The organism is Brevundimonas sp. UBA7506, from assembly GCF_002479495.1.
GTDB lineage: Bacteria > Pseudomonadota > Alphaproteobacteria > Caulobacterales > Caulobacteraceae > Brevundimonas.
In genome coordinates this window covers 1-14,863 of sequence record NZ_DLNQ01000012.1, presented here as the reverse complement: position 1 = coordinate 14,863, position 14,863 = coordinate 1, and the positions used below count along the sequence as shown (strand labels likewise).

Below are 14,863 nucleotides of genomic sequence, written 5' to 3'. Positions count from 1 at the left end.
AAGGGTAATGGGCGCGTGACGTTAGGCCGTCAGGCGCTTACGGCCTTTGGCGCGGCGACGCGCAACAATCTTTTGACCGTTCTTGGTGGCCATCCGCGAACGGAAGCCGTGACGGCGCTTGCGCACGAGTCGCGACGGCTGATAGGTCCGCTTCACGTTCGGCTCCAGGGCTACAAGGTTGCACAACGGACAACAGTCATCCGCTGCAGGAGGCGGGCGTATAAGCGGCGACGACGGACGAGTCAACGCCGACAAGCGATCCGACGCGTTGCAAACGGCCTGAAACTGCTAGGGAAGCTGGACAGCGTCGGTTACGGAGCAGGAATGAACCGGGTCAAACGATTTCTGCCCCTCGCCGTCCTGCTGGCGGCGATCGCCCTGATCTTCGGCATGGGCTGGAACCGCTACCTGTCGCTGGACACCCTGCGCGAGCACGGCGCGGCGTTTCAGGCCCTGGCGGACGAGCATTATATCCTGACCCTGCTCGCCCTGATGCTGTTCTTTGCCCTGCTCACGGCCAGCGTGGTGCCGGGCGTGGTCTTCATCACCGTGACGGCGGGCTATCTGTTCGGCCCCTGGGTCGGGGGCGTGGCCACGGCCTTCGCCGCCACCATCGGCGCCCTGGCCGTCTATTATGTGGGGCGCACGGCCTTGGGCGAATCCCTGCGCCGTCGCGCGGCCCAGGACACCGGTCTGCTGAAGAAGGTCTGCGAGGGCGTGGACCGCAACACCTTCTGGTACGTCCTGGTGGCGCGGCTGGTGGTGTCGGTGCCCTTCCACCTCATCAATGTGGCGGCGGGCGTCATGGCGGCCCCCCTGCGTCCCTATATGATCGCCACCTTCATCGGCCTGCTGCCGGCCCACATCATCTATTGTTGGATCGGGGCGGGGCTGAACGACATTCTGGTCGATGATCCCAACCCGAACCTGCAAAGCCTGTTCGCCGAGTTCATGTGGCCGCTGCTGGGCGTCGCCTTCCTGTCGATGCTGCTGCCCCTGGCGCTCAAATTAGTGCAGAAATGGCGGGCTCGGCACGGCATGGACGCCGCATGACGGAACGGAACGCGATCGAGACTCGACTGCCCACGCGCCCCCGCGACGAGACAGGGCTTATGGCGCGCCTGCAGGCGGCGCGCCTACCGGGACGCCTGCCTGAAGTCTGGCGTGAGCGCCTGACGCCGCGCGCGCCCGACGGCCTGTCCAGCCGCCTGCTGCTGCTGACCGTGGCCTTCACCCTGGCGGTCGCCGCCCTGATCATCGTGCCCAGCGCCGCCTCCTTCCAGGAGCGGTGGCTGATGGACCGGCTGCAGGCCGCCGAACTGGCCTCGGTGGGCGTCGAGGCCCTGCCCTATTCCGCCGTCGAGGACTCTACCGCCGAACAGCTGCTGAGCATCGGCGGGGTGCAGTCCGTAGTCGTCGGCGAGCAGGGCGTGCGTCGTCTGCTGCTGCAAGCACCCAACCTGCCGCGCACACCCGATCTGATCGACCTACGCCAACGCAATGTCGGCGCCCGACTGCTGGACCCGTGGAAGACCCTGTTCGGTCACCCCGACCGCTCGCTGCGGGTTCAGGCCAAGCCGCGTTATCGCTCGGGCGACTTCATCGAAATCCTGGCCCCGGCCCAGCCGCTGAAGGTCGAGCTTAAAACCTTCCTGCTGAACAGCCTGACCATGTCGCTGCTGATCGCCGTGGTCGCCGGCGGCCTGCTCTACGCCAGCCTGTCCTTCCTGGTCCTGGCGCCGCTACGCCGGGTGACGCGCTCGATCGAGCGCTTCGCCGCCGATCCCGAAAGCCCCGCCGAGACGCCCTCGGACCGCAAGGACGAGATCGGCCGGGTCGAACGCGAACTGGCGCGGATGCAGGAAGAAGTGCGCCAGTCCCTGCGTTCGCGCGCCCGCCTGGTGGCCTTGGGCGAGGCGGTGGCCAAGATCAACCACGATCTGCGCAACATGCTGACCTCGGCCCAGATGGCGTCCGAGCGACTGTCCAGCTCGTCCGACCCCCTGGTGGCCAAGGCCCTGCCCCGGCTGGAGCGGGCGCTCGGCCGCGCCGCCGCCCTGGCCCGCAATGTGCTGGAATACGGCAAGTCCGAAGAAGCCGCGCCGCAACTGCAGAAGATGCTGCTGGCCCGCGTGGTCGCCGTCGCCGCCGAGGACGCAGGACTGGAAGAAGACAGGGTGCGCCTGATCCGCGATCTGCCCGCCCGCCTGACCGTCAGGGCCGACAGCGACCAGTTGCACCGCATTCTGGTCAACCTGATGCGCAACGCCCGTCAGGCCATCGAAAGCGATCCCGCCCGCGACCGGAAGGGCCGCATTACCGTCCGCGCCGAGACCCGCGACGGCGTCGTCGCCATCCGCATCACCGACGACGGACCGGGCATTCCCGAGCGTCTGGCCGGACGGCTGTTCGAGCCCTTCGTCAGCGGCCGCGCGTCGGAAGGCACGGGCCTGGGCCTGACCATCTCGCGCGAGCTGGCGGCCAACCATGGCGGCGAACTGCGCCTGCTGGACACCGGCCCCGAGGGCACGACCTTCGAGCTGCGCCTGCCCGCCTGACGCCTTGCCCAATCAAGGTCCATGCTGCTGGCCGCCCTGCTCGCCCAGACGCGCGCCCCTACCGCTGGCACATCCGGAGCCGAGCGCGGTCGGACGCGTAGGAGTTGCAACCATAGGCCGTCTGGAAGCCTTGGTGTAATCAACACCCGAAGGTCACGCCTTCATCACGCCTCGAGGACGCCGCCATGAGCCACCGCCTGCTTCGCCCCGCCATCGCGGCCCTGGCCGTCGCCCTGGTCGCGCCCGCCGCCCTGGCCCAAACGCCCGCCAAGCAGCCCGCCAAGCCGGCGGTTTCCGCCCCAGCCGCGCCGAACGACCCCGTCGGCGATCTGCTGCGTCAGGGCGAGCGCTATCATCGCGCGCCGGACGCGGCCCAGAATCCCGAGGAACTGCGCCGCACCCAGGCCTTGAACGACGAAATCGTCGCCCAGAATGATCTAGCGGAAAACGAGGACCGCGCCAACGCCGCCGACCATGCCAAGGCTCAGGCCCAGTATCAGGCCGAACTGGAGCAGGCCGACGCCGCCGCCCGCGCGGCGCGCGACCGCCATGAAGCCGACCTGCGCGCCGCCGCCGAGGCCCAGGCCGACTATGAGCGGCAGATGGCCGACTGGCGCGCAACAGTCGCCGCCTGCGAGCGCGGCGACCGGGCGCGTTGCAACGCCGGTCGGCAGTCGCCCAACTGACCCCTAAATGCGAAAAGGGCGCCGCCGACCTGTGTCGGGACGCCCTTCCTACAGCCTTCCTGAGACCCGATCAGTCCTCGGCGGTCTCGCGGCGCTTCATCATGGCGTCGAAACTGTCCCAGACGCCGTCGGCGCCGTGCCACGAGCCTTGCGTCGCCGCCTTGGAGTATTCGGTGGCGCGGGCCTCGAAGAAGTTGGCGTGCTCGACGCCCGACAGCAGCGACTGCAGCCAGGGCAGCGGGTTTTCCGTCACGCCGTAAACCTCCGGCAGTTGCAGTTGCCGCAGACGCCAGTCGGCGATGAAGCGGATGTACTGCTTGATGTCGTCCGGCGTCATGCCGTTCACCGGGCCCATTTCGAAGGCCAGGTCGATGAACTTGTCTTCCATCTCGACCACCGTCCTGCAGCAGTCGACGATGTCGTCGGCGACCGCCTTGGTGACGGCGCCCGTCTCCTTGTTGAAGGCGTGGTAGAGCTTGATGATGCCTTCGCAGTGCAGGCTCTCGTCGCGCACCGACCAGCTGACGATCTGGCCCATGCCCTTCATCTTCGACTGGCGCGGGAAGTTCATCAGCATGGCGAAGCTGGCGAACAGTTGCAGACCTTCGGAGAAGCCGCCGAACATGGCCAGGGTGCGACAGATGTCGGCGTCGGTCTCGACCCCGAACTGGCCCATGAAGTCATGCTTGTCGCGCATGGCCTCATATTCCATGAAGGCGCCGAACTCGCTCTCGGGCATGCCGATGGTTTCGAGCAGCAGGGCGTAGGCCGCGATATGGATCGTCTCCATATTGGCGAACGAGGCCAGCATCATCTTCACTTCGGTCGGTTTGAAGACCCGGCCGTAGCGCTCCATGTAGTTGTCTTGGACCTCGATATCGGCCTGGGTGAAGAAGCGGAAGATCTGCGTCAGCAGGTTGCGCTCGCTGTCGGTCAGGCTGGTGGCCCAGTCCTTGACGTCCTCGCCCAGCGGCACCTCCTCGGGCATCCAGTGGACCTGCTGCTGCTTCTTCCACATGTCGAAGGCCCACGGATAGCGGAAGGGCTTGTAGGCGGCCGAGGGCGTCAGCAGTCCGGCCGTTCCGGGACGGATGATCGAGGAGTGGGCGTTCATCAAAATGACCTGAAGCGAATCCGGGAGAAGCGAGTTTGACCATGCGTCCAGAGGCGCGCGGCGCCAAGTCGGAATACGCCTATCTTGCGATCACATTTTCATCCGACCGCTAGATATGGTGGTCCGCGGACAATCAGATGGGGAGAAGCCTGGGGATGACCTATACGCTATACGGCGCCGCCGGCTCGGGACCGGTCCCGGTCGAGGCCGCCATGACCCTGATCGGGCTGGACTATCGCGTGATCGAGGCCGTGACCTGGGAGGGCGAAGCGGAGCGCGACAAGGTCGCCGTCGTCAATCCCATGCGCCAGATCCCGGCCATGATCACGCCCGAAGGCGAGACGATCACCGAAAGCGCGGCCATCCTGATCTGGCTGGCCGACAGCCATCCCGAGGCGCGGCTTGGGCCGGGGCTGGACGATCCGCGACGGGCGCAGTTCCTGCGCTGGATGACCTTCATCTCCGCCGCCGTCTATTCGATGTTCTGGGTGCGGGACGTGCCGTCACGGCTGGTCGGCGACAACGCAGAGGCGCAGGCGGAGGTGCGGCTGCGCGCAGCCGAGCGGATCGCCAATTGCTGGGGCCTCATGGACAGCCAGATCACGCCGGGGCGCTTCCTCCTGGGCGAAGACCTCAGCGTGCTCGACCTCTACGTCGCCGTCGCCAGCCGCTGGACGCCGCGTCGAACCCGTTTTTACGCCGAGGCCCCGCGCATGGCCGAGGTGATGCGCCGGATCGACGCCTTGCCGGACCTGCAGTCCTTCTGGAGCAAGCGTTTTCCGTTCACCGACGACGCCTAGGCGGCGTGGACCTGCTCGCGATCGGCGGCGGCGCGGAAGGTCTGATCGATGGCGGCGTAGAGCCGCTCATAGGTCACCGGCTTGGCCAGGTGAGCGTCCATCCCCGCCGCCAGGCAACGCGCGGCGTCCTCGGGCATGGCGTCGGCCGTCACCGCCAGGATGGGCGTTTCGCTCGCCGTTGACGTCAGGGCCCGGATGCGCCGCGTGGCCTCCAACCCGTCCAGCCGCGGCATGCGCACATCCATCAATACCAGATCAAACGTCTCGGCCTGCACCTTTTCCAGCGCCTCGAGGCCGTCGGTCGCCTCAACCGCAGCACACCCCGCCGCTTCAATCATCAGCCGCAACATCTGCCGATTGACGGCATGGTCGTCGACGATCAGGGCGCGCAGGACTGACGGGTCGGCAGGGACGTCCGCGACCGTCGGCTCCAGCGGCTCCAGGCGCGCCGTCAGAATGAAGACCGAGCCGGCCGACGAGGTTGAACCCAGCACCACGTCGCCGCCCAGGCGGCGCGCATGACGCTTCGCCGCGGGCAGCCCCACCCCTGCTCCGCCGTGACGCCGACGCAGGGAATCATCGCTCTGGGCGAAGGGTTCGAAAAGACGCGGAATAAAGGCCTCGGCCACGCCGCAGCCCGTATCCGACACTTCGACCTTCAGTGTGTCGCCGACGTGCGTCGCGCGAACCCGCACCTCGCCCTGGTCGGTGAACTTCACGGCGTTGGACGCCAGGTGTCGCAGGGCCCCGCGCAGACGCCGTCCGTCGCCGACCACGCGGCCGCCCGGCTGCAAGTCCAGCTCGACGTGAAAACCCACCCCCTTGGCGCGCGCCGCATCGACCTCCAGCGCCACCGCGTCATGAATGAGCGCGACCAGATCGAACGGCTCCTGACACAGGGGCTCGTCGCCGCGCGACAGATCCAGAACATCGTCTATGAGGGTCAGCATGGACTCGCCGGAGGACCGTATGGCTGCGACCTGGACCTTCGCCTCAGGCGAAAGGTCGCCCCGACGAGACAGCAGGTCGGCGTAGCCGCTGACCCCGTTCAGCGGGGTGCGCATCTCGTGGCTCATCAGGGCGAGGAAGCGGGACTTGACCGCATCGGCCGCCTCGGCGCGCCGCCGCTGCTCCAGGGCGGTCGCCGTGCGACGCGCCAAACGAGCGATGAAGGAGCGGCGCTCGGCGATCATGGCGCTGATCGGCAAGGCGGTCATCGCCGCTACCAGCAGGAAGCCGTAATAAAGCGGCATCTGCCGCATCCTCTGCGAGAGACCGGCCAGTTCGTTCACATAGGGTACGGACGAAGCACTGATCGGCCCATGACCGGTCAGGGTCAGCAAACCGCTGATCGCCGTCGTCAGGATCAGGGCGACGGCCATCCATGGCGGCGACAGACGGAAGGCCGCCAGCATCAGAGGCGGAAACATCAGGAAGAGGAAGGGCGCGGACTGGGTGAAAATCCAGAGCGCCGTGACGGTCACCAGCCCAAGCACGGCGGCGATCTCCACCGGCGACTGCGACGCCTGACGGAATCGATGCGCCCGGGCCAGCAGCAATAGACTGGGCGTGACGATGACGAGTCCCAGCAACTCCATGGCGAACAGATGGCGCCAGGCGAAGACGGCCCGGACCAGGGAATAGTCCCGTACGGTCAAGGCCACGACGACGCCGATGGTGGAGGTCAGGGCCACGGCCGGCGCCGCAGCGCCCAGTACGAACAGCACGACCCGCCGGGGCCGCCGCATATCCAGCGCCGCGCCGCACAGGCGTCGCGCCAGAACGCCCGCTGTCAGGACTTGAACCAGGTTCAGCAGCGGATTCATCCAGACGAAGGGCGCAACGTCGCCGCGCACCGCCGCGCTGATCAGGTTCAGTCCGAAACAAAGGGCCAGGACCAGCGCCGCGCGTCGTCGCGGCAGCTGCAGAAAGGCCGCCAGCATCACCCCGTTGGCGGGCCAGGCGATCACCGCCTGGAAGGTGGTCGCGCTCCAGTGGCCCAACAGCAGACAAAGCGCGAACAGAAGGACATAGACAGCGGAATGAGGTCCGGCCTCTTGGCCCGCCTCATGACGAAAGGCTCGCCAGCGTCCGCTCATTCCCCCCGCCTCCCCTCGTGGTTCACCTCAACCCTGCGGTGCAAGTGTAAACAAATCCTGCCCGTGAGATTACGTCGGTTTCCCTAGATTCAGATCAACCCCATCGCCTGAGCCTCGGCCTCCAGCCCCTCGCGGAACTGCGGAGCGGCCAGACCGATCAGGGCCCGCGCGCGCTGATCGACGGTCAGGCCACGCAGATTGACCCAACCATGCTCGGTGACGACGATCTGGGTGTCGTTGCGCGGCGTGGTCACCGGACCGTCCAGTCGGGCGACGATGCGCGAAGCCGTCCCCCTGGCCGCCGTTGAGTGACAGGCGATGATGGACTGGCCGCCCTGGGACGCCGAGGCGCCGCGCACGAAGTCCAGTTGACCGCCCGCCGCCGTATATTGCCGACCGTTCAGATATTCCGAACAGCAGGCCCCGAAGAGGTCGATCTGCAGAGTGGCGTTGACCGAGACCATCTTGTCGTTGCGGGCGATGACGGCGGGGTCGTTCACATAGTCGACCGGATGAGCCTCCATCGCCGGATTCTCGTGCAGGAAGTCATAGGTCGAGCGATCGCCCATGGCGAAGGTGAAGACCGTCTTGCCCGGATGCAGGGTCTTCTTCGCATTGGTCACGACCCCGGCGCGCATCAGTTCGACCAGGCCCGGCGTCAGCAGCTCGGTGTGGATGCCCAGGTCGACATGGTCATGCAGGGCGGCGCAGACCGCGTCCGGCAAGGCGCCGATGCCCATCTGCAGCGTCGAACCGTTCTCGATCAGGCCGGCGATGAGGCCGCCGATGACCAGGTCCTGCGGCTGCTGCGGGGCCTTGCCGGCCTCCAGCAGGGGCGCGGCGTTTTCCACCAGGGCAGTCACCTGGGAGACATGGACCCGGCAGTCGCCGAAGACCCTCGGCATGTGGGGATTGACCTCCAGGATCACCCGCGCGGCCGTCTTCGACGCCGCCAGGGCGTAGTCGGTGTTGGCGCCGAAGCTGAAATAGCCCTCGGCGTCCATGGGCGAGACCGTAGCCAGCAGGGTATCGACCCCGATCTCGCGCGTCAGAACCCGGGGCGTCTGCTGAAATCCGGTCGGCACGAACCAGACGGCTTGCCGCCCTTCCTCCACCCCGCGCGCCTCCAGCTTCCGCTCGATGGCGCCGTGGAACAGGCTGTGGGGGCGCAGGCGGTCGGTCAGTTCGTAGCGCAGCACCGTCTCGCCCGCGATGGCGGTGGACAGCAGGTAGTAGATGTTGACATCGCCGACCTCTCTCGCCTCGGCCCGGTCGGCCAGGGCCTTCAACAGGGCCGGCGGCTGGCCGACGCCAAGCGCCATGGCCACCTTGGCCCCGGGAGGAATCAGGGCGGCGGCGGCGGCAGGCGTGGTCAGGCGCTGGGCGTAGTGCGTAGCGTGATCGGTCATGGCGCTTCCTCGAACGGCCGTTCGGCTCTCTTCGATGCGTTATCCGGCGCCGGGCGCGTCCCGACCGCTAGACATTGGTCGAAGGCGCGTCCTGCAACGGAGCGTGGTGCAGCCGCTGGCGGCGTTCAACCGCATAGGCGGCGAGCCACAGCGTCATGGCCCAGGCCGCGCCCACGCTCCATCCGGCGAAGACGTCCGAGGCCCAGTGCGCGCCCAGATAGATCCGTGTCAGACCGATCAGCAGGGCGATCAGCACCGCGCATCCCAAGACATAGGCCTTGAGTCGCTTTCGGGGGAAGGCGCGGGTCAGCATGACCCCAAGCGTCAGATAGAAGACGGTCGACAGCAGGGCGTGACCCGAGGGGAAGCTGGCGTTCAGGGTTTCCACCGCCTGAAACTCCAGCGGCGGACGTTCGCGCTCGAACAGGGCCTTGAGGCCTTCGCTCAGCGCCACCCCGCCCGCCAGGCCGAAGACCAGCAACAGGGCCGACAGCCGCTTGCCCTGAATCAGCAGGAAGCCCAGGGCAACCAGGGCGAACAGGGTCAGAACCGAAATCCCGCCCAGAGAGGTCAGGTCCGCCGCCGCCTCGTGCAGCCACCACGGCCCCCAGGGGCGGCCCGGATCGTCGGCGAAGGGGCGCACCGCCTGCAGCACAGACTGGTCGAAGGCCTGGCCGTCGGCCTCGCGCATGTCGTCGGCCACTTCGATGAAGGTGAGCGTGCCCAGGGCGAGCACCAGCAGGGCGGCGACGGCGGCGATTTCGGTGCGGGCCACGCGCAGCGCGCGGGTCAGGAAGGCGGTCGGATGGGGGGCCATGGGACCGCTAACGGTCAAGCTGGGCGCACGTTCCCGCGAACCTGACATCACGCGTTTGTGATCGTGCGGGCCGAGCAGCTTGACGGTTGTCTTTTCCGACTTTTCCACAGGGCGCGCCCGGTGAATCTGTGGACCCCACATCGCCCGACCAAGATCAAGTCTTTACCTGGCATTAGCGATATGCGCCCATACATCTAGCCGAGCACGGGAACAGAGACACCATATCTAGTGTTTCAAACCGGCACGGTCTTCATACGATTTTGATCGGGGCAAGGATCAACATGGCTGGCGGCGAAGCTCTGCAGACGACGGAATTCACGACGGTTTCTGCGCCGCCGCTCGAGGGCAAGCCGCAGCTGAAGGTGGTCTCGGGCCTGAAGCTGGACCGTTCGCGCGACGCCGTTCTGACCGACTTCGGCAAGAAGACTCTCGAAGATCGCTACCTGCTGGCGGGCGAGAGCTATCAGGACATGTTCGCCCGCGTCTCGACGGCCTACGCCGACGACGCCGAGCACGCCCAGCGCATCTACGACTACATGTCCAAGCTGTGGTTCATGCCCGCCACGCCGGTCCTGTCGAACGGCGGCGCCGACCGCGGCCTGCCGATCAGCTGCTTCCTGAACGCCGTGGGCGACAGCCTGGACGGCATCCAGAACGTCTGGAATGAAAACGTGGCCCTGGCCTCGAACGGCGGCGGCATCGGCACCTACTGGGGCGGCGTCCGCTCCATCGGCGAGAAGGTCAAGGGCGCCGGCAAGACCAGCGGCATCATCCCCTTCATCCGCGTGATGGACTCCATGACCCTGGCGATCTCGCAGGGTTCGCTGCGCCGCGGATCGGCCGCCGTCTATCTGGACATCCACCACCCCGAGATCGAGGAGTTCCTCGAGATCCGCAAACCCTCGGGCGACTTCAACCGCAAGTCCCTGAACCTGCACCACGGCATCAACATCACCGACGAGTTCATGGAGGCGGTGAAGACCGGCTCCACCTTCGACCTCAAGTCGCCGAAGAACGGCGAGGTCATGAAGACCGTCGACGCCCGTTCGCTGTGGACCAAGCTGCTCGACATCCGCATGCAGACGGGCGAGCCCTATCTGATCTTCTCGGACACGGTTAACCGCCAGATGGCCCCGCACCAGCGCGAGCTGGGCCTGAAGGTCAAGCAGTCGAACCTGTGCGCTGAAATCATGCTGCACACCGGTCGCGACCACCTGGGCGCGGAGCGCACCGCCGTCTGCTGCCTGTCGTCGGTGAACGCCGAAACCTTCCTGGAATGGCGCGAAGAGCCGAAGTTCATCGAAGACATCATGCGCTTCCTGGACAATGTCCTGGAGGACTTCATCCACCGCGCCCCGCCCGCCATGGCGGCGGCCGTCTATTCGGCCAAGCGCGAGCGATCGGTGGGTCTGGGCCTGATGGGCTTCCACTCCTTCCTGCAATCGCAGGGCGTGGCCTTTGAATCGGCCATGGCCAAGTCGTGGAACATGCGCCTGTTCAAGCATCTGCGCCGCGAGGCCGACAAGGCCAGCCGCCTGCTGGCCGAGGAAAAGGGCCCTTGCCTGGATGCCGAGGAACGCGGCGTGATGGAACGCTTCTCGCACAAGCTGGCCATCGCCCCGACGGCCTCGATCTCGATCATCTGCGGCGGCACCTCGGCGGGCATCGAGCCGATCCCCGCCAACATCTATACGCACAAGACCCTGTCGGGCTCTTTCGCGGTCAAGAACCCCTATCTGAAGAAGCTTCTGGGCGAGAAGGGCATCGACACCGAGGCGGTGTGGAACTCGATCCTCGAACACGAAGGTTCGGTTCAGCACCTCGACGCCCTGTCGGACGATGAAAAGGGCGTCTTCAAGACCGCCTTCGAGCTGGACCAGCGCTGGGTGGTCGAACTGGCCGCCGACCGCGCCCCGGAAATCTGCCAGGCCCAGTCGCTGAACCTCTTCATCCCCGGCGACGTGAACAAGTGGGACCTGCACATGCTGCATTGGTCCGCCTGGGAGCGCGGCGTGAAGTCGCTGTACTATCTGCGCTCCAAGTCGGTGCAGCGCGCCGCCTTCGCCGGTGCCGAGGACAAGAAGGAAGAAGAGATCGACCCGAACCAGCCGGACCTCTTCTCTGCGGCTCGCACCGACTATGACGAGTGCCTGGCCTGCCAATAGCCATCCCTCGCATCTCGAACTGCTGATCTCACCGCCCGGAGGAACCGTCTTCCGGGCGGTTTCGTTTGAACGGAACAGGATTGTGGCTTGAAAGAGTCCGTTGCAGTTCCCCCGCGTTAGTGCAGAGTGAGACTGTTAACGGCTTTGGGAGGGACCGTTGGTGCGCGCTGAGGCTTGCCTCGCTGGGGTTTTGATCATTGTGGGCCTGCCCATGACGGCGAGCGCGCAAGCGAACGGCGCGTTCACCGGAGCCGTGGCCGTACGCAACAGCGACGCCGTCCAGTTCGAGGACGCCGCCGCCCGGCTGGGCGACGAGATCGCCGTCACCGCCGTGGACACGCCCTTCGGCGCGCCCCTGGCCCTGTCCGGCTCGCCTGCGGGACGGGACGCCTTCACCACCGCCCGCAGCGAGGCCTGGTTCAACGGCGACGGCTTCACCGACCGGCTGCAGGTCACGACACGAGGCGAACCTCGCCGCGCAGACGGCGCCCCGGTGCCCCCGCGGGCCCTGGACGCCCGCGCCTTTGACGGGGAAGGCTACGACGTCACCTACACGCGCGGCTGGGTCGCGGCCCAGGGCCGCACGGCCTCGGGCCTGGAAGTCTCGCTGACGCCCCACGCCGGGGTGGGCTTCGGCAGCGACGGCACGAGCGCCGAGGCCGGCGCCACCCTGAAGATCGGCGAGGGACTGGACCGCCTGGCCCCCGACGGCGACGAAGCCTTCGGCGAACGCGCGCGCTGGTACGTCTATGCGGCCGGGTCCAAGCGGGCGGTCGGCTACAACTTCGCCCGCACCCGCGACGGCGACTTCGCGCGCTCGGGCATGAGCCACGACGAAGGCGCCTTCCTGGGCGACGCCTCGGTGGGCGTGGCCTATCGCCGAGGGGCGGTGCAGAGCTCGTTCGGCATCGTTTACCGCGAGATCGAAGCCAACGGCATCCGCGCCTACAACGGCATCAAGACCGACGTGTCGGAAGGCCTGGTGGCCTTCCAACTGACGATCCGCCCCCGCGAATAGACCCTATTGGGTCCGGGCGACGCCCTCGCGGCGCGTATCCGCCGCTCTGTCCCATCGACCATTGCGCCACAGGCCGCCATGAAGGCCCGAGGTCTCGGTGGTGTTGGGCCGCAGCACCACCCCGCGCGCCGCCATGCCGTCGCGCACGGCCGTGGGGAAGCCCTCGGTGTCCGCGCCGAAGCCGTCGCCCTTGGCTACCAGGTTCGGCAGATCGAAGGCCTCCTGCAGCGGCAGGCCCCACCCCAGGGCGCCGATCAGGGCCTTGGCGTTATAGGCCAGGATGGATGAGCCGCCGGGCGAGCCCAGAGCCCCGACCAGTCGCCCCTCGCGATCCAGCACGATGACCGGCGACATGGACGAGCGCGGGCGCTTGCCTGCCGCCACGGCATTGGCCGCCGGCGTTCCGTCAGCCGCCGTCGGGACCAGGGAGAAATCGGTCAGCTGATTATTGAGGAAGAAGCCCCCCGCCATCCGGCCCGAGCCGAACAGGCTCTCGACCGTCGTGGTCATGCTGACGGCGTTGCCCCTCGCGTCCACCACGACGAAATGTGAAGTGCCGGCCGGCTCCCGCGTGACGTCGGCGCCCAGGCGTGGCGCGCCCGCCGGGGTCCCGAACGGCGCGGCTCCGCGCAGGGCTGGGGCCAGGGCCGCGCGTTCGGCGGCATAGGCTGGATCCAGCAAACCGGCGACCGGCACCGACACAAAGGCCGGATCGCCGAAGTAGCGGTCGCGATCGGCGTACATCAGCCGCTGCAGCTGACCGAAGGCGGCCCAGGCCTCGGGGCTCTGCGCCCCCTTATCGAGGTCCGGCGTCGTTTCGCCCATGGCCAGCAGCTGCAAAATGGAGGCGCCGCTGGACGGCGGCGGCGGCACGCAGACGACATAGACCTTGTAGGGACCGCAAACGGCCTCACGCACGACGGGGCGATAGGCGGCGATGTCGGCGGTGGTCAGTCCGCCCGGACGCGGCCCCTCGGCCACGGCGGCGGCGATGGCCTCGGCCAGAGGCCCGGTCTGCAAGCCCGCCGCGCCTTCGCGCGCCAGGGTCCGCACCGTCTCGGCATAGGCCGGGTTCTGCAGCACGTCGCCCGCGACATAGCGCGCGCCGTCCGGCTTGGTGAAATAGGCGGTCGCCCAGCGGGTCTTGGCCTGGGGCGCATTGCCGTTGATCATGCCCGCCAGTCGGGGGCTGACGACAAAACCGTCCTGCGCCAGCTTTTCGGCGTCGCCGAACAGCTCGGACCAGGGCAGCGCCCCGTGCTGCTTCTGCGCCAGGGCCAGCATCGGCACGGCGCCCGGCGCGCCGGTCGATCGGCCGCTCAGCACGGCATCGACGAAGGGCAGCGGCTTTCCATTTTCATAGAAGAGCTCGGGCGTGGCCGAGGCCGGGGCCGTTTCGCGCCCGTCATAGACAGTGATGGCCTCGGTGTCGGCGTCGTAGAACATCATAAATGCGCCGCCGCCCAGACCCGACGACTGCGGCTCGACCAGGCCCAGCACCGCCTGAACGGCGACCGCCGCATCCACCGCCGACCCGCCGCGCGCCAGAACCTTCATCCCCGCGTCGACCGCCAGAGGATTGGCGGCCGAGACGAAGGGCCCACGCGCGGGCGCTTGCGCCGCCTCCGCGACCGACGCCGAGTCGTTTCCTTGCGCGACCGGCGTCGTGACGCAGCCCGCCAGCATAAATGCGCCGAGGGCCGCTCCGGCCAGAATGAGCGAATTCTTGCGCCGGGACGTCGACGAAGGGATGGAATGGGCGCGCACCGAGGGGCTCCGGCAGGGTTCAGGGAGAGGTTCATGCCTAGTGCGCCGGGCCCCAGAGTCCAAGCCTGCATTTTCTATCGGTATTTTCAGAAAAGCCGCTTGCCAGCCCCCGGCCCACCCGCTAGATAGCCGCCCTGCCCGCGAGGCAGTGCGCACCCGTAGCTCAGCTGGATAGAGCACCAGACTACGAATCTGGGGGTCAGGAGTTCGAATCTCTTCGGGTGCGCCACTTCTCCCATCATCGTTGAAAACGCTGCGGACCTGTGTTCGCACCGCCGTCTCGGCGCCGATGTCTGGCAGCCTTCTCTTGAACAAGGCATGCCCCCCCCCCCCCCCCCCCCCCCCCCCCCCCCCCCCCCCCCCCGCTCCACGTGCCCCGCCCGCCCCCCCCCCCCGCCCGCTCCCCCCCCCCCCCCCCCCCCCCCCCCCC

12 protein-coding genes and 1 tRNA gene are annotated in these 14,863 nt (G+C 67.6%); 7 read left to right on the top strand and 6 right to left on the bottom strand.

The features are described from left to right. Positions 1-21 precede the first annotated feature (21 nt). Positions 22-156: a 50S ribosomal protein L34 gene (gene rpmH, locus B3K53_RS11765; protein WP_003164000.1), complete on the bottom strand. Its 135-nt coding sequence runs from the start codon at positions 154-156 to the stop codon at positions 22-24. Positions 157-324: 168 nt separating this feature from the next. Between rpmH and B3K53_RS11760 the strand changes: the two genes are divergently transcribed. The 3 genes from B3K53_RS11760 to B3K53_RS11750 all read left to right on the top strand — a co-directional run bounded on the left by B3K53_RS11760 (position 325) and on the right by B3K53_RS11750 (position 3,244). Beyond that, entirely contained in the window at positions 325-1,053 is a 729-nt protein-coding gene (locus tag B3K53_RS11760; protein WP_292084532.1) for a TVP38/TMEM64 family protein, read from the top strand. After that, positions 1,050-2,558, top strand: coding sequence for a sensor histidine kinase (locus tag B3K53_RS11755; RefSeq protein WP_292084529.1), 1,509 nt, complete (start codon positions 1,050-1,052; stop codon positions 2,556-2,558). Before B3K53_RS11760 ends, B3K53_RS11755 begins: the two co-directional genes overlap by 4 nt. A 185-nt stretch (positions 2,559-2,743) precedes the next feature. Further along, positions 2,744-3,244 (top strand): cell wall hydrolase, encoded by a 501-nt coding sequence (locus B3K53_RS11750; RefSeq protein WP_292084527.1) that lies wholly within the window; start codon positions 2,744-2,746, stop codon positions 3,242-3,244. Between the two features lie 70 nt (positions 3,245-3,314). On the opposite strand, the gene B3K53_RS11745 is transcribed toward B3K53_RS11750, so the two are convergent. Next, positions 3,315-4,358, bottom strand: a complete 1,044-nt coding sequence (locus B3K53_RS11745) for a ribonucleotide-diphosphate reductase subunit beta (RefSeq protein ID WP_292084526.1) — start codon at positions 4,356-4,358, stop codon at positions 3,315-3,317. Positions 4,359-4,513: 155 nt separating this feature from the next. On the opposite strand from B3K53_RS11745, the gene B3K53_RS11740 reads away from it, so the two are divergent. Beyond that, positions 4,514-5,158 (top strand): glutathione S-transferase family protein, encoded by a 645-nt coding sequence (locus B3K53_RS11740; protein WP_409515796.1) that lies wholly within the window; start codon positions 4,514-4,516, stop codon positions 5,156-5,158. Here the strand turns inward: B3K53_RS11740 and B3K53_RS11735 are convergent. The 3 genes from B3K53_RS11735 to B3K53_RS11725 all read right to left on the bottom strand — a co-directional run bounded on the left by B3K53_RS11735 (position 5,155) and on the right by B3K53_RS11725 (position 9,483). Continuing rightward, a complete protein-coding gene (locus B3K53_RS11735; protein ID WP_292084524.1) occupies positions 5,155-7,257 on the bottom strand; it encodes a hybrid sensor histidine kinase/response regulator in 2,103 nt (700 codons plus the stop codon). The genes B3K53_RS11740 and B3K53_RS11735 overlap by 4 nt on opposite strands. A gap of 89 nt (positions 7,258-7,346) precedes the next feature. Then, entirely contained in the window at positions 7,347-8,666 is a 1,320-nt protein-coding gene (locus B3K53_RS11730; protein WP_292084523.1) for an acetyl-CoA hydrolase/transferase family protein, read from the bottom strand. A gap of 67 nt (positions 8,667-8,733) precedes the next feature. Further along, positions 8,734-9,483, bottom strand: coding sequence for a phosphatase PAP2 family protein (locus B3K53_RS11725; protein ID WP_292084521.1), 750 nt, complete (start codon positions 9,481-9,483; stop codon positions 8,734-8,736). A 275-nt stretch (positions 9,484-9,758) separates the two neighbouring features. Between B3K53_RS11725 and B3K53_RS11720 the strand changes: the two genes are divergently transcribed. Both B3K53_RS11720 and B3K53_RS11715 read left to right on the top strand, forming a co-directional pair. Continuing rightward, positions 9,759-11,648: a ribonucleoside-diphosphate reductase subunit alpha gene (locus tag B3K53_RS11720; protein WP_409515797.1), complete on the top strand. Its 1,890-nt coding sequence runs from the start codon at positions 9,759-9,761 to the stop codon at positions 11,646-11,648. Between the two features lie 253 nt (positions 11,649-11,901). Further along, positions 11,902-12,666 carry a lipid A-modifier LpxR family protein gene (locus tag B3K53_RS11715; protein ID WP_292084519.1) on the top strand — a complete coding sequence of 255 codons (765 nt, stop codon included), beginning with the start codon at positions 11,902-11,904 and terminating at the stop codon, positions 12,664-12,666. A gap of 3 nt (positions 12,667-12,669) precedes the next feature. Here the strand turns inward: B3K53_RS11715 and B3K53_RS11710 are convergent, their stop codons facing one another. Further along, positions 12,670-14,352 (bottom strand): gamma-glutamyltransferase family protein, encoded by a 1,683-nt coding sequence (locus tag B3K53_RS11710; RefSeq protein WP_422653080.1) that lies wholly within the window; start codon positions 14,350-14,352, stop codon positions 12,670-12,672. Positions 14,353-14,585: 233 nt separating this feature from the next. Between B3K53_RS11710 and B3K53_RS11705 the strand changes: the two genes are divergently transcribed. Beyond that, a tRNA-Arg gene (locus B3K53_RS11705) sits at positions 14,586-14,662 on the top strand. Positions 14,663-14,863 lie beyond the last annotated feature (201 nt).